Source organism: Agrobacterium sp. LEGMi-208b (assembly GCF_059511785.1).
This window is the reverse complement of sequence record NZ_CM183446.1, coordinates 1,143,679-1,167,500: the sequence shown is the minus strand read 5'-3', so window position 1 is coordinate 1,167,500 and position 23,822 is coordinate 1,143,679. Positions and strand designations below refer to the sequence as shown.

The following is a 23,822-nucleotide window of genomic DNA, read 5'->3' as shown; positions in this document are numbered from 1 at the left end:
GCGCTGATCCGGTGTTCGGCAGTACTCCATGGAACATGTCCGAGCAGCCAAGGGCCTGGCGCAATTTCGGTAAAATCGGTTTCGGCCGCTTCCGGCACCGCGGCCAGATTGATGAGACGCTGCTCGACACAAAATTCCCGCGCACCCGCGAAATGAATGCAGATAATCTCGAGCAAGGCTGTGCCGACGGAAACGTCGAGCTTTTCACGATCCTCGCTTTTGGCGCTGCGTCTCGTGCGTTCCAGGACTTTGAAGCCATAGTCGAGGCCGAGCGATTCAACCTCGGCCCCGATGTCATGAATCTGAAGAACGGCAGACTGGATCTGCGGCTGGCGAACGAAACTGCCGGATTTCTTGCGGCGTTCGATCAAACCGGCCTTGGCGAGCTGGCCCATGACCTTGTTCACGGTCATGCGCGAACAGTGATACTGATCCGCAAGGTCCACCTCGAAAGGCAGCCGATGACCCGGCGGCCATTCTCCCGAAACGATCCGGCCCTCGATATCGCTGAGGATACGCTGGTGCAGGGTCTGCCCGGCCGATGCCTTCGTCACGTCCGCAATGCCTTTCCCCACTGGCTCTTTTCCCTTGTTGCCGAGGCCATATCAGCTATCGAGGAGTTCGGCCATGACCTTGTTGAAGCGACCGGATATTTCACGGCGATGGATATGCCGGCCGGCCTGCACCAGTTTTTTGCCGCGCACCCAGACCGAATCGACCGCAATGCCGCCAGCGAACATCCACTGATCGAGAATCTGGGATATCGGAAGATAGGAAACGGCGGACGCATCAAGAGCGACAAAATCGGCGCTTTTTCCCTGTTCAACACCATTTCGCGCCGCCAGTGCCCTGCCGCCGCCTTCGAGCGCCTGCAGGAAGAGTTTTTCACCCGTTGAGCAACCGGCATCGGCGATGACATTACGTGCCCGAAGTGAGAGGCGCTGCGAATATTCGAGGGTTCGCAACTCTTCCGGTACGGAAATCAGGATATTGGAGTCCGATCCGACACCGTAATGGCCGCCTTCGGCCAGAAAGACCGGGGCCGGGAAGATCCCGTCACCGAGATTGGCCTCGGTGATCGGGCAAAGACCGGCAACAGCCCCGCTTTTCGCCATACGTCTCGTTTCGGTTTCCGTCATATGGGTCGCATGGATAAAGCACCAACGGCCATCGACCGGCGCATTGTCCAGCAGCCATTCCACTGGCCGAGCGCCGGAAAAGGCGAGCGAATCGTCCACTTCCTTCGTCTGTTCTGCCACATGAATATGGATCGGTCCACCCTTTGCCAGCGGCTCGATGGCCGTGAGCTCGGCACCGGTCACGGCGCGCAGGCTGTGGGGCGCGATACCAAGGACGGCGCCCGGCAAACTGTCCACCACTGCCTGCGCGCCCTGCATCAGCTTTCCGTAACTGTCGAGCGAATGGATGAAGCGTTTCTGCCCGTCGATCGGCGCCTGGCCGCCAAAACCGGAATGAGCGTAAAAGACCGGCAGCAATGTGAGACCGATGCCCGTTTGCGAAGCGGCCGCACCGATACGCTCGGCCATTTCGGCGATATTGCCGTAATATGAGCCGTCCCTGTCATTATGGAGGTAGTGGAATTCGCCGACCCGGCCGAAACCGGCCTCGAGCATTTTCATATATAGCTGGGCGGCGACCGCCTCGACATGATCAGGCGTCATGGAGAGCGCGAATTTATACATCACGGTGCGCCAGCTCCAGAAACTGTCGTCACCAGGACCGCGAATTTCGGCAAGCCCGGCCATGGCGCGCTGAAAGGCGTGGCTGTGGAGATTGGGCATGGCCGGAACGATGACGGCGTGGCGCTCATCCTGCTGCTGCGGGGAAACGCCGGTTTCGACGGATGAAATAACGCCGTCATCGCAGATGATGCGAACATCCTTCGCCCATCCACCAGCCAGAAGCGCCGCGCCCGCGTGAATTGCCGTCATGCCACCCTCTCCTTTGGTTCTTTCCGGCAAGGCCATTTCAAACCCGAAATTGCAGCTTGCCAAGCCGATTATTATGTATATACATTTAACTCACAAAGGAAAGGCGAAAAGCAAATGCCAGGGAACAATTCTACGAAGGGAACGGCGACGGGGAACGCCACGGCTTTGTGGCGCAACGCCCGGCTGGCGACTTTCAATCCTGCACTTGATGGCATCGGCGCTGTCGACAACGCCGCCATTGCCGTGCGGAACGGCCGCATTGCCTTTGCCGGCCCGGAAAGCGATCTGCCCGCCGATTTCTCGACAGCCGATGAGACGACCGATTGCGGCGGCCGCTGGATCACGCCGGCCTTGATCGACTGCCACACCCATCTCGTCTTTGGCGGCAATCGCGCCATGGAATTCGAGATGCGGCTGAATGGCGCCACCTATGAAGAGATCGCCAAAGCGGGCGGCGGCATCGTTTCTTCGGTGCGTGACACCCGCGCGCTTTCGGAAGAGGTTTTGGTGGCCCAGGCGCTGCCGCGTCTCGACACACTTCTTTCCGAAGGTGTTTCCACCATCGAAATCAAATCCGGTTACGGTCTCGACATCGAAACCGAGCTGAAAATGCTGCGTGTTGCCCGCAGGTTCGAGACGCTGCGGCCGGTACGCATCGTCACCAGCTACCTCGCCGCACACGCGACACCCGCGGACTATAAGGGCCGCAACGCCGACTATATTACCGAAGTCGTTCTGCCCGGGCTGGAAAAGGCCCATGCGGAAGGACTGGCGGATGCAGTGGACGGTTTTTGCGAGGGCATCGCCTTTTCGGTCGCGGAGATCGACCGGGTTTTCGCGGCAGCAAAGCAGCGGGGGCTCCCCGTCAAACTGCATGCCGAGCAGCTTTCCAATCTTGGCGGTGCTGCGCTTGCGGCATCCTACAACGCGCTTTCGGCCGATCATCTGGAATATCTCGACGAGGCCGGTGCGAAGGCGCTGGCAAAAGCGGGAACCGTGGCCGTGCTTCTGCCCGGTGCCTTCTATGCGCTCAGGGAAAAGCAGTTGCCACCAATGCAGGCGCTGCGCGATGCCGGAGCCGAAATCGCGCTCGCAACGGATTGCAACCCCGGCACGTCACCGCTCACGTCATTGCTCCTGACCATGAATATGGGCGCCACGCTTTTCCGCATGACCGTGGAAGAGTGCCTGACGGCGACAACGCGCAATGCGGCAAAGGCGCTCGGCCTGCTTGCGGAAACCGGCACGCTGGAGGCGGGAAAATCCGCCGATTTTGCCATCTGGGATATCGAGCGCCCGGCCGAGCTTGTCTATCGCATCGGTTTTAATCCGCTCCACGTCCGTATTTTCAAGGGACAGAAGGTTTCCCCATGATCATGAAAACCATCACGCTTCATCCAGGTGCCGTGACGCTTGCCGATCTCGCCGCAATCTATTGGGAGAACGGCACGGCAAAGCTCGACCGTTCTTTCGACGCCGGCATTGAGAAGGCTGCGGCCCGCATTGCCGAAATCGCCGCCGGCAATGCGCCGGTCTATGGCATCAATACCGGGTTCGGAAAGCTTGCTTCCATCAAGATCGATGCTGCCGATGTGGCGACGCTCCAGCGCAACCTCATCCTGTCTCATTGCTGCGGTGTTGGCGCGCCGCTTCCTGAAAATATCGTGCGGCTGATCATGGCGCTGAAGCTGGTTTCGCTCGGCCGTGGTGCGTCCGGCGTGCGGCTGGAACTGGTTCGGCTGATCGAGGGCATGCTGGAAAAGGGCGTCATCCCCGTCATTCCCGAAAAGGGTTCGGTCGGCGCTTCCGGCGATCTCGCGCCGCTTGCCCATATGGCGGCCGTGATGATGGGCGAAGGCGAGGCCTATTATGACGGCACGCTTCTTCCCGCCGGCGAGGCGCTGGCGAAGGCCGGGCTGACCCCGGTGGTTCTTGCGGCAAAAGAAGGGCTGGCGCTGATCAATGGCACGCAGACCTCGACGGCGCTGGCGCTGGCCGGCCTTTTCCGCGCCCATCGTGCAGCACAGGCGGCGCTGATTACCGGTGCGCTTTCCACCGACGCCGCCATGGGCTCATCTGCGCCTTTCCATCCTGATATTCACAGCCTGCGCGGCCACAAAGGCCAGATCGATGCCGGTGCCGCACTGCGCCTGCTGCTCGAAGGTTCGGAAATCCGCGTCAGCCACATTGAAGGTGACGAGCGGGTACAGGACCCCTATTGCATTCGCTGCCAGCCGCAGGTCGACGGCGCCTGCCTCGATCTTCTGCGGCAGGTGGCCCGCACGCTGGAAATCGAAGCCAATGCGGTGACCGACAATCCGCTGGTACTATCGGACAACTCGGTGGTTTCCGGCGGCAACTTCCACGCCGAACCGGTCGCTTTTGCCGCCGACCAGACGGCGCTTGCCATTTGTGAAATCGGTGCAATCGCCCAGCGCCGTGTGGCGCTGCTGGTTGATCCGGCGCTTTCTTATGGTCTGCCCGCTTTTCTTTCCAAGAAGCCAGGGCTGAATTCCGGCCTGATGATCGCCGAAGTCACCTCCGCTGCGCTGATGAGCGAGAACAAGCAGATGGCGCATCCCGCCTCGGTCGATTCGACGCCAACTTCAGCCAATCAGGAAGACCATGTCTCCATGGCCTGCCACGGTGCGCGTCGTCTGTTGCCGATGACCGACAATCTCTTTGCCATTCTTGGAATCGAGGCGCTTTCGGCCGTTCAGGGTGTGGAACTGCGCGGGCCGCTGAAAACCAGCCCTGAATTGCAAAAGGCGATTGCCGTGTTGCGTGCTGTGGTCCCCTCGCTGGAAGAGGACCGCTATATGGCGCCGGATTTGAAGGCAGTGGCGGAGCTGATTGCTTCAGGGGCGCTGGTCTCGACAATTTCGGGCGGCATTCTGCCGAAGCTGGAGGTTTGAGGTGATGGACGTTTTATCCTTCTCCAATTCCGTTTGTGCACTGGGGTTACCCCCCTCTGCCCTGCCGGGCATCTCCCCCTCAAGGGGGGAGATCAGATGCCGCGCCCGCTCGTTCTATTGGCAGGGTGCTATCCGCTTGCCGATCTCCCCCCTTGTGGGGGAGATGCCCGGCAGGGCAGAGGGGGGTAACCCCACGATAGAAGGGGCTGATCGATGATCACGCCCTTCACCCTTCACCAGGGCAGCTCGCCCATCATCCTCGGCCTGCCGCACACCGGCACGGACGTGCCGACCGATATCTGGGACCGCCTGAACGACAACGGCAAAACTCTCGCCGATACGGATTGGCATATCCATGAGCTTTATGCCGGGCTTCTCGACAACGCGACGACCGTGCGAGCCACCTTCCACCGCTATGTGATAGACGCCAACCGCGATCCCTCCGGCGTGAGCCTTTATCCGGGCCAGAACACGACAGGCCTCATCCCGGAAACGGACTTCGACGGAAAGGCCATCTGGAAAGAGGGAGCGGAGCCGAACGAAGCCGACATCGCCTATCGCCTCGAGAACTTCCACGCGCCTTATCATGCAGCCCTTGCGGCGGAAATCGAACGGGTGAAATCCATCCATGGCATCGCCATTCTCTATGATTGCCATTCGATCCGCTCACATATTCCCTTCCTGTTCGAGGGCAAGCTGCCGGATTTCAACATCGGCACGGATATGGGCAAGACCTGCGATCCGGCGATCGAGACAGTCGCCGTAGAGGTGACCGCCGGGGCGCAGGGCTATGACAGCATTCTGAACGGCCGCTTCAAAGGCGGCTGGACGACGCGCCATTACGGAAAACCGGAGACCGGCGTGCATGCCATTCAGATGGAGCTGGCGCAGTCCACCCATCTTCAAAACGAGCAGCCACCCTTTGCCTATGACACGGGCAAAGCCGAACGGCTTCGCGCCCATCTCAAGACCATTCTCACGCGCATGGAAAAATTTGCGCTCGACACGAAATGATAAGGGGAAAGCACATGAACAATCCACGCCATAATATTCGCGACGTCCGTGCACCGCAGGGCACTGAACTCAATGCCAAAAGCTGGATGACGGAAGCGCCGCTGCGTATGCTGATGAACAATCTCGACCCTGACGTCGCAGAGCGCCCGCATGAGCTGGTGGTTTACGGCGGTATCGGCCGGGCCGCCCGCACCTGGGACGATTTCGACCGCATCGTCGCGACGCTGAAGGACCTGAACGAGGATGAAACCCTCATCGTGCAGTCCGGCAAGCCGGTCGGCGTGTTCCGCACCCACAAGGATGCGCCACGCGTCCTGATCGCCAATTCCAATCTGGTGCCGCATTGGGCGAACTGGGATCATTTCAACGAGCTGGATAAGAAGGGCCTTGCGATGTACGGCCAGATGACGGCCGGTTCGTGGATTTACATCGGCACGCAGGGCATCGTGCAGGGGACCTATGAAACCTTTGTCGAGGCCGGTCGCCAGCATTATGATGGCAACCTGAAGGGCAAGTGGATCCTGACCGGCGGCCTTGGCGGCATGGGCGGCGCACAGCCGCTGGCCGCCGTCATGGCCGGTGCCTGCTGCCTCGCCGTCGAATGCGACGAGACCCGCGTCGATTTCCGCCTGCGCACCCGTTATGTCGATGCGAAGGCGCATACGCTGGACGAGGCGCTGGCGCTGATCGACCAATGGACGAAGGCGGGCGAGGCGAAATCCGTCGGCCTGATCGGCAATGCCGCGGAGATCTTCCCGGAACTTTTCCGCCGCGGCATCCGTCCCGATATCGTCACCGACCAGACCTCGGCGCACGATCCCATCCATGGTTATCTTCCCGCCGGCTGGACCGTTGCCGAATGGCGCGCCAAGCAGGAAAGCGATCCGAAGGCCGTTGCCACTGCCGCCCGCGCCTCGATGAAGGTGCATGTTCAGGCCATGGTCGATTTCTGGAATGCCGGCGTTCCGACGCTCGATTACGGCAACAATATCCGCCAGGTCGCCAAGGATGAGGGACTGGAAAACGCCTTCGCTTTCCCGGGCTTCGTGCCGGCCTATATCCGCCCGCTGTTTTGCCGCGGCATAGGGCCGTTCCGCTGGGCTGCCCTGTCAGGTGATCCGGAAGACATCTACAAGACCGACGCCAAGGTGAAGGAACTGCTGCCCGACAACAAGCACCTGCATAACTGGCTGGATATGGCGCGCGAGCGCATCGCTTTCCAGGGCCTGCCGGCGCGCATCTGCTGGGTTGGGCTTGGTGATCGCCATCGCCTCGGGCTTGCCTTCAACGAAATGGTCAGGAACGGTGAACTGAAGGCGCCTGTTGTCATCGGCCGCGACCATCTCGACAGCGGCTCCGTCGCTTCGCCCAACCGCGAGACCGAAGCCATGAAAGACGGCTCGGATGCCGTTTCCGACTGGCCGCTCCTCAACGCGCTGCTCAACACCGCATCCGGCGCCACCTGGGTTTCGCTGCATCACGGCGGCGGTGTGGGCATGGGCTTCTCGCAGCATTCCGGCATGGTCATCTGCGCCGATGGCACGGATGATGCCGCGCGCCGGCTGGAACGGGTGCTGTGGAATGACCCGGCCACCGGCGTCATGCGCCACGCCGATGCCGGTTACGACATCGCGCTCGATTGCGCAAAGGAACAGGGCCTTCGCCTACCCGGCATTCTCGGCAATTGATCCTCTTGCGGCCGGAAAGAGAAACACCTTTTTCCGGCCGACCCCTCTCAAAAGTGGAAAACCATGACCCTGCTGCGCGCAAGCGACTACAAGCGTATGCCCTGGAAAAACGGCGGCGGAGAGACGGTGGAAATCGCCATTTTTCCGCTCGGCTCTTCCGTCGAGGACTTCGATTGGCGCATCAGCATGGCGACGGTTGCGAATGACGGGCCGTTTTCGATCTTTTCGGGCATTGACCGTACCCTGTCCATTCTTCAAGGAAACGGTATGGCACTTGCGATCGCAGCTGGCGATCCGCGGCTGCTGACAAAAGAAAGCCCACCCCTGCCCTTTCCGGCCGATGTTCCGGTGAGTGCGACCTTACCGGATGGCCCGATTACCGATCTGAACGTCATGACCCGGCGCTCAACCTTTCGTCATGTGGTGGAAAGGCATGCCGGGCCATTTTCAGGCGAAGCAGCCGGAAACATCACATTTGTTCTCGCGCTGGAACCTCTGACGGTCTCCACTAACAACAGTAAGAACCGTCTAGAGAAACTCGATGGCCTGCTGATCGAAGCCGGTTTGCCCTTCGTCATCGAAGCGGATCAGAGCGAAAGCGCGTTTTTCCTGATCACGCTTGAGCGTATCTGACGTCTTTCCGGAACACCCACCGCGGTTCCAACCAGATAAGACACAAACCGCTGCCGCCTCAATCCAGACCCAGCGGATCGGCCACCCGGGGCCAGAGTTCAAGGCTCGCCTTGCGATAGGGCGTTTTTGCCGGATCGGTCGGATAGGACGTCGGAGCCGCTATATAAACGATCTCGGAGGCGATAGGCGCAAAGCCCGCATGGAAGTGGTTGGTCGATTTGACCAGCAGCACATCCTTTTTCGCGAAATCGATGCCGAGATTGGAAAAGATATCCGGCTCATAAGTTTGCGTCCGGCTGGTGATGAGGATGATATCGATGTCCGTGCCGAGCGGCCGGACGACCGCGGCGCGACCGAGTGTCACCCGGCTGTTGCGGAAACTCTGCCAGCCGGCCTCGGCCGTGCGCATCACCCTTATGCGGAAATCGAGCGGCTCCCCACCCTCGGGGCTGGATTTGCCGCCGATGCGCAGATCGATCTCGGCCCCCTCACCCGCGGCGTGACAGAAAGACACCGCAATCGGATCCCATATCGTCGCGACGGCAAAATTGTCCATGCCGCGCGCCACCATGCGCCGCAGAATATGCGTAGCGTCACCAGCGACACCGCCGCCGGGATTGTCCCATATATCCGATACGACCACCGGCTTCTCCGGATTATCGCTGCGAAGGGTGAGAACGAGGTCGAGACCCGATTCCGTATCCAGCATCGGCATCGCGGTCAGCTTGCGCATGGCATAAAGCTCATGGCCGAGTTTTTCGGCCAGTGCATCGCCCTTTGCCTTGTCATTATCGGTGACGACGACGATCCGCGTTCCCATATCCGGCACATCGCCGGCCATGAAACCGTGAATGACGGAAATCGACAGGATGCCGTCCTTGCCTTCCATCACCTTCAACCGGTCGACATAGGAACGCATCGGCTCACGACTGGTCGGATAAATGGTGATCATGCGGCAATCGAAGGTGGAGATGATCGGACTGATCTCTCCCCGCAGCGTGCGCAGCGCCATTTCCACGACATGCTCGCCACGCTCTTCGAAATCCGTATGCGGAAACTCCAGAAACGTCGCCATGATATCGAGATTTTTGACCCGAAGCGCCGTCAGATGACTATGGGGATCAAATTCCGCCGCCACCAGCACCTCCGGCCCGACCAGAGCCCGAACGCGAGAAAGGAAATCCCCTTCCGGATCGTCATAACCCTGCGCCACCATGGCGCCATGCAGGCCAAGCACCACGGCATCGACCGGCAGGGCGGCGGCGAGTTCGGTTAGAATGGTATCCCGCAGCGTTTCATAGGTCTGGCGCTGGATGAGGCCCGCCGGTTCCGCCCAGCAGGACGTGCCTTCTATCACCGTAAACCCTTCCGCCTTGCCTCGGCGGCGCAGGATAGGCACGGGCGACGAGCAAAGCGTCGGCGTTTCGGGGTGCTCCCCCGGCCCGGCGTAAAAAGCCGCGCGAAAAGCGTCCATATCCGTCGGGACAGGTGAAAACGTATTGGTTTCGGTGGCGAGTGACGCCGTAAAAATGCGCATGTCCCTGAATTCTCGTTACAGTGATCCGCCTTTCGGCAGCTTCGTTTCGCAATTTAATTAGCCGGGTAATATTACCAGACTGTCCCACGTGCCGCGACCTGCTCAACCCGTGTCACGATGCCGTTTCGATGGAAAACCATCCTGTCGAAAAGGTTGCTCACGACGCAGGTGTGGTTTGGTACGACCTTGACCATATCGCCGATTTCAGGCCGGCCCGAAACACAGCCGGATAGATCCACAACCGCATGTTCCTCCGAAAGCGAGACGATTTTTGCACCTTCGTAGCCTTCAATTAGCCCATAATCGCTGAAACCCAGCAGATCGGAGGTCAAGGCCTTGGAGCCGCAATCCAGCACGGCCCGATCTGTCGTGGGTCGCGATACGACCGTGGCGAGCACATGCATCGCCAGGTCGCCAGTACTGCAATGCCCGGCTCGCAGCATCGAGCGATCATTATAGACATAGGTGCCAGCCCGATGTTCGGTTGCGGAAAGGACGAGATGGGCCGTGTAAAAATCCGGCGAACCGCCGCTGGATCGAACCGGGCACTTTATGCCCTTTGCCGCAAGCAATTCCATGGTCTCACGAAGGAAATTCTCCACCGTCTCGGCCCCACCCGGTGCCGGATAGGTCAGAACACCCCTGAATGTAAGGCCCGGTGCCGCGACGATCCGTTCCGCAAGCGCCAATGCCACCTCCGGCGTCTGCACACCGCAGCGCTTGCCGCCCGTATCGCATTCAACCAGAACGGCGAGCGGGCTTGCCGCATCAAATGTATCGGCAAGGCCGGCAACCGTGACCGCGCTATCGGCAACCACGCTCAGCTGGCCGATACGGGCATTCAGCGCCTTCAGCCGCGAAAGTTTTGCTGCGCCGAGAATATTATAGGTGATCAGAATGTCGTCGAAACCGGCATCCGCAAAAACCTCCGCCTCGCTGACTTTCTGGCAATTAATGCCGATGGCGCCAGCCAGAAGCTGTTGTTTTGCGATGGCAGGGATCTTGTGTGTCTTGATATGCGGCCGGAACGCCTTGCCGTGATCATCCAGATAGGATTGCGCTTTGAGGATATTGGCGGCGAGCCTGTCCTCATCAATGACGGGCATGGGCGTCGAAATCGCATTAAGGGCTGTGCCCGCATCAGGCCAAGGATAGCTCATCATCTACTCGCAGAATTGTAAAATCGGGGCCTTAAGCCAGAGGCTTATAAGCGATAACGTCCATTTCCACCTTGGCATCCACCATCAGCGGCGATTGCACGGTCGAACGGGCCGGCGGATGATCGATGAAATATTTCTGGAAAACAGCGTTGAAGCTCGAAAAATCCCGGGCATCGTCCAGCCAGACATTAACCTTGATCACATCCGCAAGCGTACAGTCGGCAAGCGCCAGAACATCCCTGATATTCGCGACCACCTGCTCGGTCTGCGCCACGATCCCGCCGGTCACGACCTCGCCATCGACGGTCGGCACCTGTCCGGAAACATAAACGAAATCGCCAGCCCGGACGGCCTTGGCGAATGGTCGGCGCTGTCCACCCGCCTGATTGTCCGCCGCTTCAAATCTTACCAGTTTCGGCTTCTGCATGGATCCTCGCAAATTATTTTCATAAACACGGAGTTTTTCACGGTTTATAGCCTCTTTTATGGCGAAGTTCCATAAGCTATGTAAATTATTTAGCAATCCGGCATATTACGCGCGGGATCGGCCGCCATCCCTAACCCGTTCATAAAGAGGAAGCATAGGTGTTTCACGGAAGAACTTTGCCTTCTATCATTCGGCCAGCTCTTACGACATTAGGTAACCGGCCGCCCCGCGAATTCTGTGCCAAATGAATCTTCAGCACATTTGTTCTGAGAGAAAGTTTGCCGCGGCTAACACCACAAGGAGAGGCGCAGAGAATGGCTGTTATCACGGCGCTCTTGCTCCGGCTGATTCTCCAGCCAGATCAGCCCCGGGCGGAAACCCGATCATTCGCGGTTACTCTATCCGTGATCTCCTGCGCGATCTTCTGCGCCTGAACACGTATATCCGGAACAGCGGTAATTTCCCAGAATCGGCCGGCCGTCAGCGCACCGGCAGCGAAAAGACCGGGCCAGCTTCGTCCGTCCGTCCGCAGTAAACGCGACTGGTCGTCAACTTCGACCCCGAGCCCGAAGGGATCAAGCAGAATAACACCGTCGTCGCGCATGGTTTCAAGCAGGCGCGAATGGCCGATGCCGGCCCGCTCCATTCCCGTGCAATTAACCACCCAGTCGACCTGCAGCTCTTTCAATATTTGCGTATGCCTGCGTCGATACCGTACGACAATCCCCTCCTCCCGCTCCTCTATGGACCGAAGGTAACCCGCATGAATGTCCAGAACACCGTCTGACAGCAACGTCCCGAAGGCATTGGAGACTTCAGGCGCGATACGGTGCCGATGGATGTTCCACCAGGGTAGAGCATGTCGGAGAAACCGGGCACGCTGCTCGGGAGTAAGGCGCTGCCAAAGCAATTGGGTTTGCGGTCGCAAACCATCCATCACGCTCCACCACGGCGCTCCATCTCTGACCTGTCTGCGCAGAGACTGCAACAACCGGCTGATCTCCGTCGAGCTTTCCGGCAGACTCGGTGCAGTAGATGGCAGAGGCGGGCTGACATGCGGATGCGGCACCAGACCCCGGCGGGATAGAACATGGATAGGCCCACGATGTCCTTTTCCCCGCAGGGTCAAAACCTGATCGATCATCGTCAGGCCCGAGCCCAGAATACAAATACGATCGCCTGCCTTGACCTTCGACAACCAGCCCGGCTGCCAGCAGTGGCCGATGACACGTTGTGGTCCCTCTTCTTCCCTCGCGACAGTTTGCACCGGCAAACTTGCCGCGCCGACCCCCAGACATAAAACGACATTTTGCGCGCGCAGCCGTTCGCCATTCTCCAAAGCAAACGAAAATCCATCCGCGCCATCCGGCCGACAGGCCGAAGCCTTGGCCCGAACGAAATCCACCCGCGCCCGTTGCTCCCGGCTTCTCAGCAGAACCGCCAGCCTGTCACGAAGATAAAGACCATAGTCTCCGCGCGAGGCGAACGACAAAGGATCGTCCGTTATCCCGTTCTCCGCCAACCAGTCGACAAAATCATCGGGCCGGTCAGGGAAGACACTCATTCGCCCGGCCGGCACATTCAGCCTGTGATAGGGAAGTTCCGTGCGATAGGCGGTGCCGCGCCCGAAATCCGATTCATCGCCCACGATAGCAATCGAGGCCTCGGGCGGCAGGGATGATAAAAGATGGGCGGCAGTACAGATGGCCGAAAAACCCGACCCGACGAGAGCGACATCATAGGACATTCATTCCTCCAACCTGCGACAGCTTGAACAGCCAGACGACGGGCGTCGAACCCAACGATACTCTAGTGAACGAGTAGAGATTAAACATCTGCAAATGTCCACCCTTCACTTTCTGTCTCCGGGTTTGTCGAAAGTGCCAAGGGGGAAAGCGGAAAGTTAGCCGCGGCAAACTTCTGCGTGGCCCTGCAGTTCTTGCCCAAAGAGACGCGATCAACACCCGTCATTGTGATCGCCAGGAAGAAGTTAGCCGCGGCTAACCGTCAAACTGTCACAAAAAGCAAATGTGATTCTTCCACAATGCTTTAGCGGCACTTTCGCATCCGGGAAAAAAGCCTATTGCGCCAAAAAGAGAATCGGCGCTTATATCTCAGTTGCGGAAAAAACCGCCTTTTTCGAAAAAAACCGCTACTGCAATTTCGAGCGAAAGAAGACCGATGACACAGAGTGCCGATTTAAGACGTGCCGCAGGAGCACCTGACCTGACGAGTCTTATACAACAGCATTCGGCTGCGTTGTCAGCCCAATTGCAGGCTCATAATGCAAATACATTTTCACCACACACCGAAAAGAGCATGCGCCATTTTTCGCCGGCGGAAACCGCACGGTTGATCGGCATTGGCGAGGCCTATCTGCGCCAGATCGCGGCCGAGCGTCCGGAGCTCGATGCAGCGCAGGCTTCCGGCCGTCGTTCCTATTCAGTCGAGGATATGGACGAAATCAGGAAACTCCTTGACCAGGGCGCGCGCGGCACACGACGGTACCTGCCCCATCGCCGTGATGGCGAAGAGTTGCAGGTCATCGCGGTCATGAACTTCAAGGGCGGCTCGGGAAAGACCACGACATCGGCGCATCTGGCACAATATCTGGCGCTGCGCGGTTACCGGGTACTTGCCATCGATCTCGACCCGCAGGCCAGTCTGTCCGCTCTCTTCGGCCATCAGCCGGAAATCGATGTCGGTCCGAATGAAACGCTTTATGGCGCGATCCGCTATGACGATGAACGCCGGCCGATCGCCGAGATCGTTCGCGGCACCTATATTCCCAATCTCCATATCGTTCCGGGCAATCTGGAGCTCATGGAGTTCGAGCACGACACTCCCCGCGCCCTGATGCGTCGCGCACCCGGCGATACGCTGTTTTTCGCCCGCATTGGCCAGGCAATCGCCCAGGCACAGAACTTCTATGACGTCGTGGTGATCGATTGCCCGCCGCAGCTTGGTTATCTCACACTTTCCGCGCTAACCGCCGCCACATCGGTCCTCGTCACCGTTCACCCGCAAATGCTCGATGTAATGTCGATGAACCAGTTCCTTGCCATGACCGGCGATCTTCTCGCTGAAATCGGCAGGGCGGGTGCGCGCTCCGACTATAACTGGATGCGCTACCTCATCACCCGTTTTGAACCAAGCGATGGGCCGCAAAACCAGATGGTCGCCTTCCTGCGCTCGATTTTCGGTGAAAACGTCCTCATCCACCCGATGCTGAAGAGCACGGCCGTCTCGGATGCCGGATTGACCAATCAGACACTTTTCGAAGTGGAAAGAACCCAGTTCACCCGGTCCACCTATGACCGTGCGCTGGAAGCCATGAACAACGTAAACGCTGAAATCGAAGGACTGATTAAAAAAGCGTGGGGTAGGGCAGCATGAGCAGAAAACAGATCTTCGCCAATCTCGGCACGCCGGGTGCAGACAACAGCGAGACCGCACCAGAGCGGTCGCGTCCGCGTATCAGGCCCATCCTCGGTTCTCCCGAACTGGTGACCGATGTTCTGAATTCCCCGGTCGGCATGATCGGCCAGTCGCTCAACGAAGTATCGGAACGCGCCAAGCGTGCGGAAGAGATCGAAAAGCAGCTCGCGGAAGGTCTCACGATCGTTTCGCTCAGCCCTGCCGATATCGATCCCTCCTTCATACCGGATCGCATGCCAGCCTCGGAAGAGGCGGATGCAGGCCTGGTAGAGGCCATTCGGGAGCAGGGCCAGCAGGTTCCCATTCTGGTGCGCCCGCATCCCGAATTCCCCGGCCGTTATCAGGTCGCCTTCGGCCATCGTCGCCTGCGTGCCGTCTCCAGCCTCGGTATTCCGGTCAAGGCGGTCGTTCGTGATCTCAGCGACGAACAGCTGGTGGTCGCCCAGGGACAGGAAAATAACGAGCGTCGTGACCTCACTTATATCGAGAAGGCGCGCTTTGCCCAGAAACTGCAGATGCGGTTTCCGCGAGATACGATCATGGCCGCCATGTCGCTGCACAAGGGCGATCTCTCCAACATGCTGTCGGTTGTCGGCCGCATTCCAGAGGATCTGGTCGATCTCATCGGCCCGGCCCCAACTGTTGGCCGCCGTAACTGGATGGATCTTGCCGATCAGCTTTCTTCGTCGCAGGTCAAGGAAGCGGCCCGCGCCTATGTGAAGGATGCATCGGTTGCCGCGCTTCCCTCGGAAGAACGTTTCAAGTCGCTTCTGGATTTTCTGAAGCCCAAGGCACAGCCAAAAAAAACCGGCGTCTGGTCATCCGAAGCCGGCGGCCGGCTGGCAAAGGTGGTCGAGAGCGACCGCAAGCTGGATATCTCCATCGACAAGAACGAAGCTCCGGAATTTGCCGAATTCGTTCTGGAACATCTTCAGACGCTGTTTGCCGAATACCGGTCCAAACAGTGATTTTTAACTCGAACGACTAACAGGAGACGCATCACAAAAGAAAAAAGCCCCCGAACGTTGCCGCGCGGAAGCCTTTCTTTGATTTAAGCACCCGAAGAATCTCATTTCCGCGAATCATAGTCAAGAGTCTTGGCATCGAATTTTTCGGTGAGCGATTTTCTTTTGCCTTGTGAAAGGTGAAAGACATGGACAGCACATGTGTAACGACGCCCTTTGGGCGACGAGCGATGTCGTTTGGCGTCCTCGCAACCCAGTTGGCCGCGCAGAAAAACAAAAAAATCGAAGCGGTCGATAAATGGAAACTCTATCGCTCGGTCTGTGAAGCCAGGCCATTGCTCGGCGTGACTGATCGCTCCCTTGCGGTTCTGAACGCGCTTTTGAGTTTTTATCCGAAAAACGAACTTTCCAGCGAAGCCGGCCTGGTCGTCTTTCCCTCGAATACGCAATTGTCGCTCAGGGCCCATGGCATGGCCGAACAGACATTACGCCGGCACCTTTCGGCGCTTGTCGAAGCCGGTCTCATCATCCGCAAGGACAGCCCGAACGGAAAACGATATGCCCGCAAGCACAGGGGAGGGGAAATCAGCGAAGCCTATGGTTTTTCGCTGGCGCCGCTTCTTGCCCGCAAAGCGGAAATCGAGGAACTGGCCGAACGCATCGTCAGCGAGCGGCTCGATCTTCAGCGGCTTCGCGAAAACATCAGCCTTTGCCGCCGCGATATCCAGAAACTCTGCGAGATGATTGCCGCGAGCGGTCAGGTTGAAACCTGCGAAGGGTTTCAGACACGCTACAATGCCATTGCCCGTTCTCTCGGTCGCAATTCCAAGCCTGCGGAACTTAGGGAAATCGCCGGATTTTTGGCATCTTTGCGCGCAGAAGTGACCAACTATCTGGAAAACATTGAAAAATCGGAAAAAACGGGCGGCAATGACTGCCAAAATGAGCGCCTCATAAAGAATTCAGAATCCGAATCCATATCTAAACGGCAAAATTTGAATGAGCCGATAGCCGTTGCACCTGCCAGCAAGGCAAGCGCCCAGCCCGCCTATGGGGCACCCGTCAGTGCAACACCTTCGTCACAACCACCAAAGCCGGTTCTTCATAAGCAATTTTTTGTTCCTGATATTGTTTTGGTTTTGAAGGCTTGCCCGGATATCTCGCTCTACGCACCTGGCGGAGCGGTTACCGGCTGGCGCGATCTCGAAGTGGCGACATCCGTGATCAAAACCATGTTCAACATCAGCCAGTCGGCATATCAGGAAGCGCTTGTCACATTCGGCCGACAGGGAACGGCAGCCATTCTCGCCTGCCTCTTGCAGAAAGCCGACCAGATAAGTTCGCTCGGCGGATATCTGCGCAATCTGACCCGCAAGGCCCAGGAGGGCGGCTTCGACGTACAGACGATGCTTCTGGCGCAATTGCGAGGCCGTAAGGATATTATGGAGGCAAGCATGCCCTGCTGAGTTCCGAGGGCCTGGCAAATGGCCGTGGCTTGCGGAAAAAACGGACTGAAGTTAGATTAACACCGTTCCCGCAAGCAGAAGAGATTCGCGTGGCGCTGCTGATATCGACAGGGCAGCCGGGGGATTTCTATGGTTAATGCAAGGTAATGAAAACTAAGTTTTGTTTAGCTTTCGTTTGCGTTTTTCCGTGATTGGTTTCAATCGCTTGAGTCGGCGATGTTTTTCGTCGGAATTGCGATGAAGAGGGCAGAAAAGTGCAATCTTTGTGCATTGATGACCGGTCGAACTGGGGGAGCGCTGGATAAAAGTGCATCTCTGGTTGCTGCAAAACCGGGCATGAAAACTGACGGAAGCGCAATGCACATTCGAGACAAGCTGCATCGCGCAGAGGCGGCGAAGTTGAACTTTCCGCAGGGTCCTGCGTTTGCGCTTTATTGCTAAAACGGATGGCTGATCTCATGAATTTTCCGGATGATATGGAACTGGCCGTCGCTCTCTATATGGCGGACAACGCCTTGCCCCGGGACAGGGCGATTGAAAAGCTCATGAGGGTGGAGCTTGAAAACACTGGGCATCTGCCCGGTGGTGATGGTCGGCCGCGCGAAATCATTGATGGGCAACCGAGCGCGGCCTATGTGCAATATAGCTCCTACCTGGATGAGGATAGCTGAGAAGCGGCGGAACCAAAGCGGACGAGGCCTGTTTATGGCGCAGATAATTGTGCCAGGATATGAGCCCCATGTTTCCAAGATCATTTCTTCTCGCAGTCGCGCTTGCCATAATGACGGGCTTGCCGACAGTTGCCCAAACTTTCGAGGTCAGCACGCTTGCGGTTTCCAAATCCGATAGCACCCCAGCTCCGCCAAAGGTCATCGCCCCGAACTACATTACCGACGTGTCCGGGAAAAAAGTCCGTCTGGTCGGGCCGCAGTTTTATCCGGACAGTGCGCGGGCGCTGGAATTTCCTGGCCGAAGGTCGAGCCCGCTTGCCTCGGGCAGCGAAGAGACCCTGTCGCAACGGTGAGGGCACGTATTGCGATGATCGACATCTGACAATGGGGGTGGCATGAGAGCTGAGGGGGAGATTAACCGACGCAAAGCGGATGCGGAAAGCTGGGTAAGGCAGGAGGGCCAAGATGCCGAAAAGGCCAGTTTTCCCGAATTATTCTTCGATCTGGTCTTTGTTTTCGCACTGATCCAGCTCTCCCACGCGCTGGCCAAGGATTTTGGGCCGACGGCAGCGCTTGAGGCCGGCATATTGATATTCTCGCTTTGGTGGTTGTGGATACATACGACCTGGATCACAAACCTGCTGAACACCGAAATGGAGCCAGTCAGGCTTCTGCTATTCGTCCTGATGTTCGGGGGCGTTCTTCTGGCCATTGCGCTGCCGGAGGCATTTGCGGAGCAGGGCCTTGTCTTCGCCCTGATCTACAGCGCCATGCAGGTCGGCCGAAGCCTGTTCGCCCTCTATGCCTTCAGGGGCGAAGACCGCCCGTCTTTTCTGGTGTTCGTGCGCGTGACGATCTGGCTCGTCATATCGAGCCTGTTCTGGATCGCCGGTGGGCTCGTCGATCTAGCGGATCGCATTCTCCTGTGGGGAATCGCGCTCGCAATCGAATATGCCGGCCCCGCCTGCCGTTATGTCGTGCCGGGCGTGGCTTCGAGCGACGAGGACAGGCTGCATCTTTCCGGTGAACATCTGGCGGAGCGATGTGCGCTCTTCGTGATCATCTGCCTCGGGGAAACGATCCTGACCACGGGGCGCACGGCCACGGAATATATGAATTCGGGTCTGACATTCGTCGTCTTCTGTTCGGCTTTCGTCAGCACCGTCGCCATGTGGTGGATTTATTTCCATCACGGCCAGGAGGGAGCTTCGAGAAAGGCCGAGAATGCCGAAGAGAAGGCGAAGATCGCCCATAATCTTTTTAATTACGGGCATTTGCCCATCGTGGCCGGTATCATCCTGACGGCGGTGGGTGAGGATTTCAGCCTCTCCCATGCGCGTGATGGCATAACGATGCGGGAAGCGATCGCCATTCTCGGCGGTCCGGTCCTGTTTCTGGCCGGTAATATCGGCGTCAAGATTGCCACCGCCTATCAGCGACCGATTTCGCATTTCGCCGGTGTCGCGGCCCTCTGCCTGCTTTTGCCGGTGCCGGGTATCCCGCTTTTCGTGCTGCAACTGGCAAGCACGGGAATTCTTCTGCTCGTCGCCTTTTGGGAATATTGGGCGCTGAAAAAAGCCGTCACCAATGCCTGACGGTTAATCAGGCATTGGCCAGATTGCGCGCCCTGTCGTTCCAGAGCCTGAGGCTGCGCGCATAGGCTTCCTCAAAGGGAAGGGTCATATCGTTGACTAGCATCAGCGCGATGGCCGTCGTGGAAATGATAATGGTCTCGGCCCTTTCGTCCCTTGCGGCACCCGTCCAGACCGCCCGCCAATATTCGAAGGTAGTGAACATGGTCGGCATTTCGGCGGGCGGTGTTTCGCGTGCGGGAATGATGAACTCTACGTCTCTGCCCTCTGAAAGACCGAAAATCCGGGTACTGCGAAATGGCGTGTATTGCGCGAAATCGCGTGTATTGCCGAGAATGGCGAGATTTTCCACCGAAAGCAGCCGTGCCGTATCGCGGTGAAGTTCCTGATAGGACGGGCGAGCGACACCAATGATGGTGCTTCTGGCACGAAGCGGATTGAGAAGATGCACGACCGTATTCAGCGGCAGGCGCATCTCCAGAATGTCGTATAGGCCGAGCAGGCTCTGAAATTGCAAGGACAGGCCACCGATCGGCAGATAGGCGATACGTTCCGAGGCTGTGGCTTTCGCCGCCTGCGAAAGCGAGTGGCAAAGGGGAATGCCGCAGGCCTGCGCGGCAAGTTCAAGCTTGCCGCCGTTTTCGCCCTGTCCCACATGGCCGTGCAGCAGCACGCTGTATCCCGCCATGGCAACAAGACGTGCGGAATGGAGGAACCATGGGGCGTCGCGATGTTTCGGCGACATATAAGCCGGCCAGTCGAGATCCGCCGATGCAGGCGCCTGCTGGTTTCTTTCTATATGTTGCCACATGGCCTTAATGAAACCGGCAAGCTCCGCCGCGGTCACGCCGCGATAATGCATGGTGGCGAGCAGTGCCCCGATCTGTATCGGGTCGGCATCGCCATCGAGAATGATCGAGAGCGCATCCATGGCTTCCACTTGGCTGAGTGGGCGGCTGTTGCCGATGCCCATCGCCGAGGTTGCGATATATTTGGCAAGCCTCTGCTGCGGGTCGGCATTGTGACCGATGCGCGCGAGACGGTCGGCGATGTTTTCCGGTGTCGGTTGACCTTCGAGAAGAACGCTGGGGCGAAGCGAGAGCGGTGGTGCTTTCATCAGGACCGGCCGCTCCCAGCCGCTTACACTGGTGGGGGCCGGGGCTGCGGGTTTTTCCTGCGAATAGTCGATCAGGTTTTCGGCCTCCGCTGCCAGCGAACGGATGCGCAGCCGCATGTTTTCAGCAAAGGGGGTGGGGCGCAGGCCCTGACCGGTGCGCAGAAAAAGCTGGTCACCGTATTTTTCGCGGAGCTGCTGCAATATCCGGCTCATGGAAGATGTCGGCAGTCCCATGCCCGCCGCAGCGCGGCTGACACTGCCTTCCCGCAACAAGGCATCGAAAGCGACAAGTAATTTCAGCTGTCCAAGCCTGTCGGGTTTTGCCGTGGAGACTGGTTCATCTTTTCTCTTGCCGGTTGTCATCTTGCGATTTTTTTACTCCGCCGCTCGTTCGGGGAGCCCTTTTTGCAATTTCTGGAATTTAGAACTGTTCGAAAACAAACGCGTTGCACCTGCCCTCCCTCCTAAATAAGTGGGGTTAAATTCTCAAGTTAAATGCGGGGGCATAACATGGAATTGAAGTACCGCGGCCAGAACAGGACCGTGACAATAATAAAGGCCGGTGTTTCGGCAGCAATGGCGGGCACCGCTCTTGGTCTTGCTCTGCCGGCTTTCGCGCAGCAGGCATCTGGAGATAACACTGTTCTTCAGCAGATCGTCGTCACCGCATCCGGCTTCGAGCAGAATGTGAAGGACGCACCGGCCAGCATCACGGTGGTGACGCGGGAGGATCTGGAAAAAGGCTCTTACCGCGATCTGACCGATGCCCTGCGGGAAGTGCAGGGTGTGTCCGTCACCGGCATCGCCAATGAAAAGGATATTTTCATTCGCGGCCTGCCCGGCGCTTACACGCTGGTTCTGGTTGATGGGAAGCGGCAGAGCACGCGCGACGCCCGCACCAATGGAAATTCCGGCTTCGAACAGAGCTTCGTGCCGCCGGTCTCGGCAATCGAGCGCATCGAGGTTGTGCGTGGCCCGATGTCGTCGCTTTACGGTTCGGATGCCATGGGCGGCGTCATCAACATCATCACCCGCAAGGTCGGCGACGTCTGGTCCGGCTCCGTCACCACCGAGGGCACGGTCCAGCAGCATTCCAAGTTCGGCAATAGCGGCCAGGTTTCCTGGTATGCGAACGGGCCGATCCTGAAGGATCAGCTCGGTCTGCAGCTCTGGGGCAGGGGTTTCACGCGGGGCGAAGACCGTATTCTGAACGGCACCACGGGCGCCAAGGAATATGATTTCAACGGCCGCCTGACGTTTACGCCGAATGAAGACCACGACATCTATCTGGAAGGCGGCAAGACCCGCCTGCGCCGCGACGCCGAGCCCGGCGATACGCTGGCGGCGACGGATGCCAATGGCACCTACAACACCAATACGCGTGATCACTGGTCGCTGTCGCATACGGGCCGCTGGGGACCGACCACGTCTGAATTCTCGTTCCAGCAGGAATGGGCGGAGCGCACCAACTTCACCAGAAACATCCGAACCGGCAGGGTGACGGAAAATCCGCGTTCGCCGGAGGTCCGCAACACCGTCCTCGACGGCAAGTTCACCACGCCGTTCGAACTATTCGGCAACCATACGCTGGTGACCGGCGGGCAATATTTCGAGGCGCGGCTGACGGACCAGAATCCGGGCCGCCGCACCGGCCTCGACGAAACCTTCTCCGCAACGCAATGGGCGCTTTTCGTCGAGGATGAATGGCGCATCGTTGATAATTTTGCGCTGACGGGTGGTCTCCGTCTCGATAATCACGAGAAATACGGCAATCATTTCAGCCCGCGGCTTTATGGTGTCTGGAGCGCCACAGATGAGCTGACGATCAAAGGTGGTGTTTCCACCGGTTTCCGCGCTCCTGAAATCCGCCAGATCGCGCCGGGTTACGCCTATACCACGGGTGGCGGCGGCTGCAGCTATGGGCCGAGCGGCACCTGCGGCGTGATCATCGGCGATCCCAATCTTGAAGCGGAAAAGAGCACGAGCTATGAAGTGGCCGCCCTTTGGGACAATGGCGATGTCGCCCTCGGCGCCACCTATTTCTACACCGATTTCAAGGACAAGATTTCCAACGCGCTGGTGCTCAACCCGGATGGGACGCCGGCCCGCTGGAGCGAGGACCGCAACTATCGTCTCTGGTATAATTACAACATCGACGATGCGGTCATTCAGGGCGTGGAACTGACGGCGACCTGGTATGCGACGCCGGAACTGACGCTGCGCGGTAACTACACCTATACGCATTCCGAACAGAAGACCGGCGATTATGAAGGTTTCCCGCTGGCGCGGACACCTGAACATATGGCCAATCTGCGCGGCGATTGGGTAACTCCGATCGATGGGCTGGAAGCCTGGGCTTCGCTGAATTACCACGGATCGGAAATCAATGCCGGCCCGCGCATCGGCACCAACGGTACGCCGGTGACGATCAACGGCAAGGCCGGACGGAAATATGACGCCTACACCACGCTGGATATCGGCGCGAAATATGCGGTCGCTGAAAATGTCGACCTCAATGCAGCCGTCTATAATGTCTTCGACAAGGATGTCGGCACCGACGACTTCAACACCGTCATGGAAGGCCGCCGTTTCTGGATCAGCATGACGGCGAAGTTCTGACTGCGCCATCCTCGCAGAATTTCAGGGGCGCCCGCCGGGCGCCTCTTTTTTTGACCATTCGCTATTGACCTCAACTATAGTTGAGGAATTATACCGGCTGCTCTTCAACGCGTTTTCGCTTTTCCCGCGCGGAAATCGTTCCGGAAGCAGGAGCCAGAATGGAAAATACCATCTTCAAACACAGCCTGTCGGTGGGGGATGTCGCGCGCCGCAGCGGTATTGCCGTTTCCACCATCCATTTTTATGAGGCGAAGGGGCTGATCGAAGGCTGGCGCACCGCCGGCAACCAGCGTCGTTATCACCGCGCCGTCCTGCGGCGCATCGCCATCATCCGCATCGCGCAGCGGGCCGGCATTCAGCTCAGCATCATCAGGGACGCGATGGCGGATCTGCCGCAGGACCGGGTGGCGACGACGGCGGACTGGCGCAGGTTTTCACAGTCCTGGCGGGAAATGCTCCAGACTCGCATCAACAATCTCGTCATGCTGCGGGACCAGCTGACTGGCTGCATCGGTTGCGGTTGCCTGTCGCTGGATGATTGTCCGCTGCGCAATCCGAACGATGTTCTGGCCGATGACGGCGCCGGACCGCGCCGCCTCGTCTCCGCTGAATAAGCGTCTATCCGTGC

Annotated in this window: 20 protein-coding genes (1 of these 20 running past the window's edge); 12 read left to right on the top strand and 8 right to left on the bottom strand. The window is 58.5% G+C overall.

The genetic code is table 11. From position 1 onward, the window contains the following. Both hutC and AC5YUO_RS19945 read right to left on the bottom strand, forming a co-directional pair. Positions 1–575 carry the 5' portion of a histidine utilization transcriptional repressor HutC gene (hutC, locus tag AC5YUO_RS19950; protein WP_496156496.1) on the bottom strand. Its footprint begins 172 nt before the window's first position, so only the first 575 of its 747 coding nucleotides appear in the window; the start codon lies at positions 573–575; its stop codon lies off the left edge, out of view. Between the two features lie 30 nt (positions 576–605). After that, the gene (locus AC5YUO_RS19945) at positions 606–1,952 is read right to left on the bottom strand and encodes a formimidoylglutamate deiminase (RefSeq protein ID WP_496156495.1); all 1,347 of its coding nucleotides are present in this window, start codon (positions 1,950–1,952) and stop codon (positions 606–608) included. Positions 1,953–2,066: 114 nt separating this feature from the next. Here AC5YUO_RS19945 and hutI point away from each other — a divergent pair, with 114 nt between their 5' ends. The 5 genes from hutI to AC5YUO_RS19920 all read left to right on the top strand — a co-directional run bounded on the left by hutI (position 2,067) and on the right by AC5YUO_RS19920 (position 8,202). Continuing rightward, on the top strand, positions 2,067–3,326 hold the full coding sequence (gene hutI, locus AC5YUO_RS19940; RefSeq protein WP_496156494.1) for an imidazolonepropionase: 1,260 nt from the start codon (positions 2,067–2,069) through the stop codon (positions 3,324–3,326). Next, positions 3,323–4,867 (top strand): histidine ammonia-lyase, encoded by a 1,545-nt coding sequence (gene hutH, locus AC5YUO_RS19935; RefSeq protein WP_496156493.1) that lies wholly within the window; start codon positions 3,323–3,325, stop codon positions 4,865–4,867. Before hutI ends, hutH begins: the two co-directional genes overlap by 4 nt. A 213-nt stretch (positions 4,868–5,080) precedes the next feature. Beyond that, positions 5,081–5,881, top strand: a complete 801-nt coding sequence (gene hutG, locus AC5YUO_RS19930) for an N-formylglutamate deformylase (protein ID WP_496156492.1) — start codon at positions 5,081–5,083, stop codon at positions 5,879–5,881. Between the two features lie 14 nt (positions 5,882–5,895). After that, on the top strand, positions 5,896–7,569 hold the full coding sequence (gene hutU, locus AC5YUO_RS19925; protein ID WP_496156491.1) for a urocanate hydratase: 1,674 nt from the start codon (positions 5,896–5,898) through the stop codon (positions 7,567–7,569). 63 nt (positions 7,570–7,632) lie between these two features. Further along, positions 7,633–8,202 carry a HutD/Ves family protein gene (locus AC5YUO_RS19920; protein WP_496156490.1) on the top strand — a complete coding sequence of 190 codons (570 nt, stop codon included), beginning with the start codon at positions 7,633–7,635 and terminating at the stop codon, positions 8,200–8,202. Between the two features lie 58 nt (positions 8,203–8,260). Here the strand turns inward: AC5YUO_RS19920 and AC5YUO_RS19915 are convergent, their stop codons facing one another. The 4 genes from AC5YUO_RS19915 to AC5YUO_RS19900 all read right to left on the bottom strand — a co-directional run bounded on the left by AC5YUO_RS19915 (position 8,261) and on the right by AC5YUO_RS19900 (position 13,073). Then, positions 8,261–9,739 (bottom strand): M81 family metallopeptidase, encoded by a 1,479-nt coding sequence (locus AC5YUO_RS19915; protein WP_496156489.1) that lies wholly within the window; start codon positions 9,737–9,739, stop codon positions 8,261–8,263. Positions 9,740–9,810: 71 nt separating this feature from the next. Continuing rightward, on the bottom strand, positions 9,811–10,899 hold the full coding sequence (locus tag AC5YUO_RS19910; RefSeq protein WP_496156527.1) for a D-TA family PLP-dependent enzyme: 1,089 nt from the start codon (positions 10,897–10,899) through the stop codon (positions 9,811–9,813). A 31-nt stretch (positions 10,900–10,930) separates the two neighbouring features. Continuing rightward, complete coding sequence (locus AC5YUO_RS19905; RefSeq protein ID WP_496156488.1) at positions 10,931–11,326, bottom strand: RidA family protein; 396 nt, start codon at positions 11,324–11,326, stop codon at positions 10,931–10,933. Positions 11,327–11,687: 361 nt separating this feature from the next. Continuing rightward, positions 11,688–13,073, bottom strand: coding sequence for an FAD/NAD(P)-binding protein (locus tag AC5YUO_RS19900; protein WP_496156487.1), 1,386 nt, complete (start codon positions 13,071–13,073; stop codon positions 11,688–11,690). Positions 13,074–13,507: 434 nt separating this feature from the next. On the opposite strand from AC5YUO_RS19900, the gene repA reads away from it, so the two are divergent. From repA to repC, 3 genes are all read left to right on the top strand, one after another. Next, a complete protein-coding gene (gene repA / locus AC5YUO_RS19895) occupies positions 13,508–14,722 on the top strand; it encodes a plasmid partitioning protein RepA (protein WP_269346360.1) in 1,215 nt (404 codons plus the stop codon). After that, the gene (gene repB, locus AC5YUO_RS19890) at positions 14,719–15,732 is read left to right on the top strand and encodes a plasmid partitioning protein RepB (protein ID WP_496156486.1); all 1,014 of its coding nucleotides are present in this window, start codon (positions 14,719–14,721) and stop codon (positions 15,730–15,732) included. Before repA ends, repB begins: the two co-directional genes overlap by 4 nt. Before the next feature lie 185 nt (positions 15,733–15,917). Next, positions 15,918–17,195 (top strand): plasmid replication protein RepC, encoded by a 1,278-nt coding sequence (gene repC / locus AC5YUO_RS19885; RefSeq protein ID WP_496156485.1) that lies wholly within the window; start codon positions 15,918–15,920, stop codon positions 17,193–17,195. A gap of 133 nt (positions 17,196–17,328) precedes the next feature. Here the strand turns inward: repC and AC5YUO_RS19880 are convergent, their stop codons facing one another. Continuing rightward, positions 17,329–17,655, bottom strand: coding sequence for a hypothetical protein (locus AC5YUO_RS19880; protein ID WP_496156484.1), 327 nt, complete (start codon positions 17,653–17,655; stop codon positions 17,329–17,331). On the opposite strand from AC5YUO_RS19880, the gene AC5YUO_RS19875 reads away from it, so the two are divergent. Together AC5YUO_RS19875 and AC5YUO_RS19870 are read left to right on the top strand one after the other, a co-directional pair. Further along, positions 17,654–17,866 carry a hypothetical protein gene (locus tag AC5YUO_RS19875; RefSeq protein ID WP_496156483.1) on the top strand — a complete coding sequence of 71 codons (213 nt, stop codon included), beginning with the start codon at positions 17,654–17,656 and terminating at the stop codon, positions 17,864–17,866. The two genes, AC5YUO_RS19880 and AC5YUO_RS19875, sit on opposite strands and share 2 nt — an antisense overlap. Before the next feature lie 395 nt (positions 17,867–18,261). After that, on the top strand, positions 18,262–19,461 hold the full coding sequence (locus tag AC5YUO_RS19870; protein WP_496156482.1) for a low temperature requirement protein A: 1,200 nt from the start codon (positions 18,262–18,264) through the stop codon (positions 19,459–19,461). 7 nt (positions 19,462–19,468) lie between these two features. On the opposite strand, the gene AC5YUO_RS19865 is transcribed toward AC5YUO_RS19870, so the two are convergent. Then, a complete protein-coding gene (locus tag AC5YUO_RS19865) occupies positions 19,469–20,938 on the bottom strand; it encodes a glycosyl transferase family protein (protein WP_496156481.1) in 1,470 nt (489 codons plus the stop codon). 147 nt (positions 20,939–21,085) lie between these two features. Here AC5YUO_RS19865 and AC5YUO_RS19860 point away from each other — a divergent pair, with 147 nt between their 5' ends. Further along, positions 21,086–23,194 carry a TonB-dependent receptor domain-containing protein gene (locus AC5YUO_RS19860; RefSeq protein ID WP_400816540.1) on the top strand — a complete coding sequence of 703 codons (2,109 nt, stop codon included), beginning with the start codon at positions 21,086–21,088 and terminating at the stop codon, positions 23,192–23,194. Between the two features lie 158 nt (positions 23,195–23,352). Next, on the top strand, positions 23,353–23,808 hold the full coding sequence (gene soxR / locus AC5YUO_RS19855) for a redox-sensitive transcriptional activator SoxR (RefSeq protein ID WP_080828920.1): 456 nt from the start codon (positions 23,353–23,355) through the stop codon (positions 23,806–23,808). Positions 23,809–23,822: the final 14 nt, after the last annotated feature.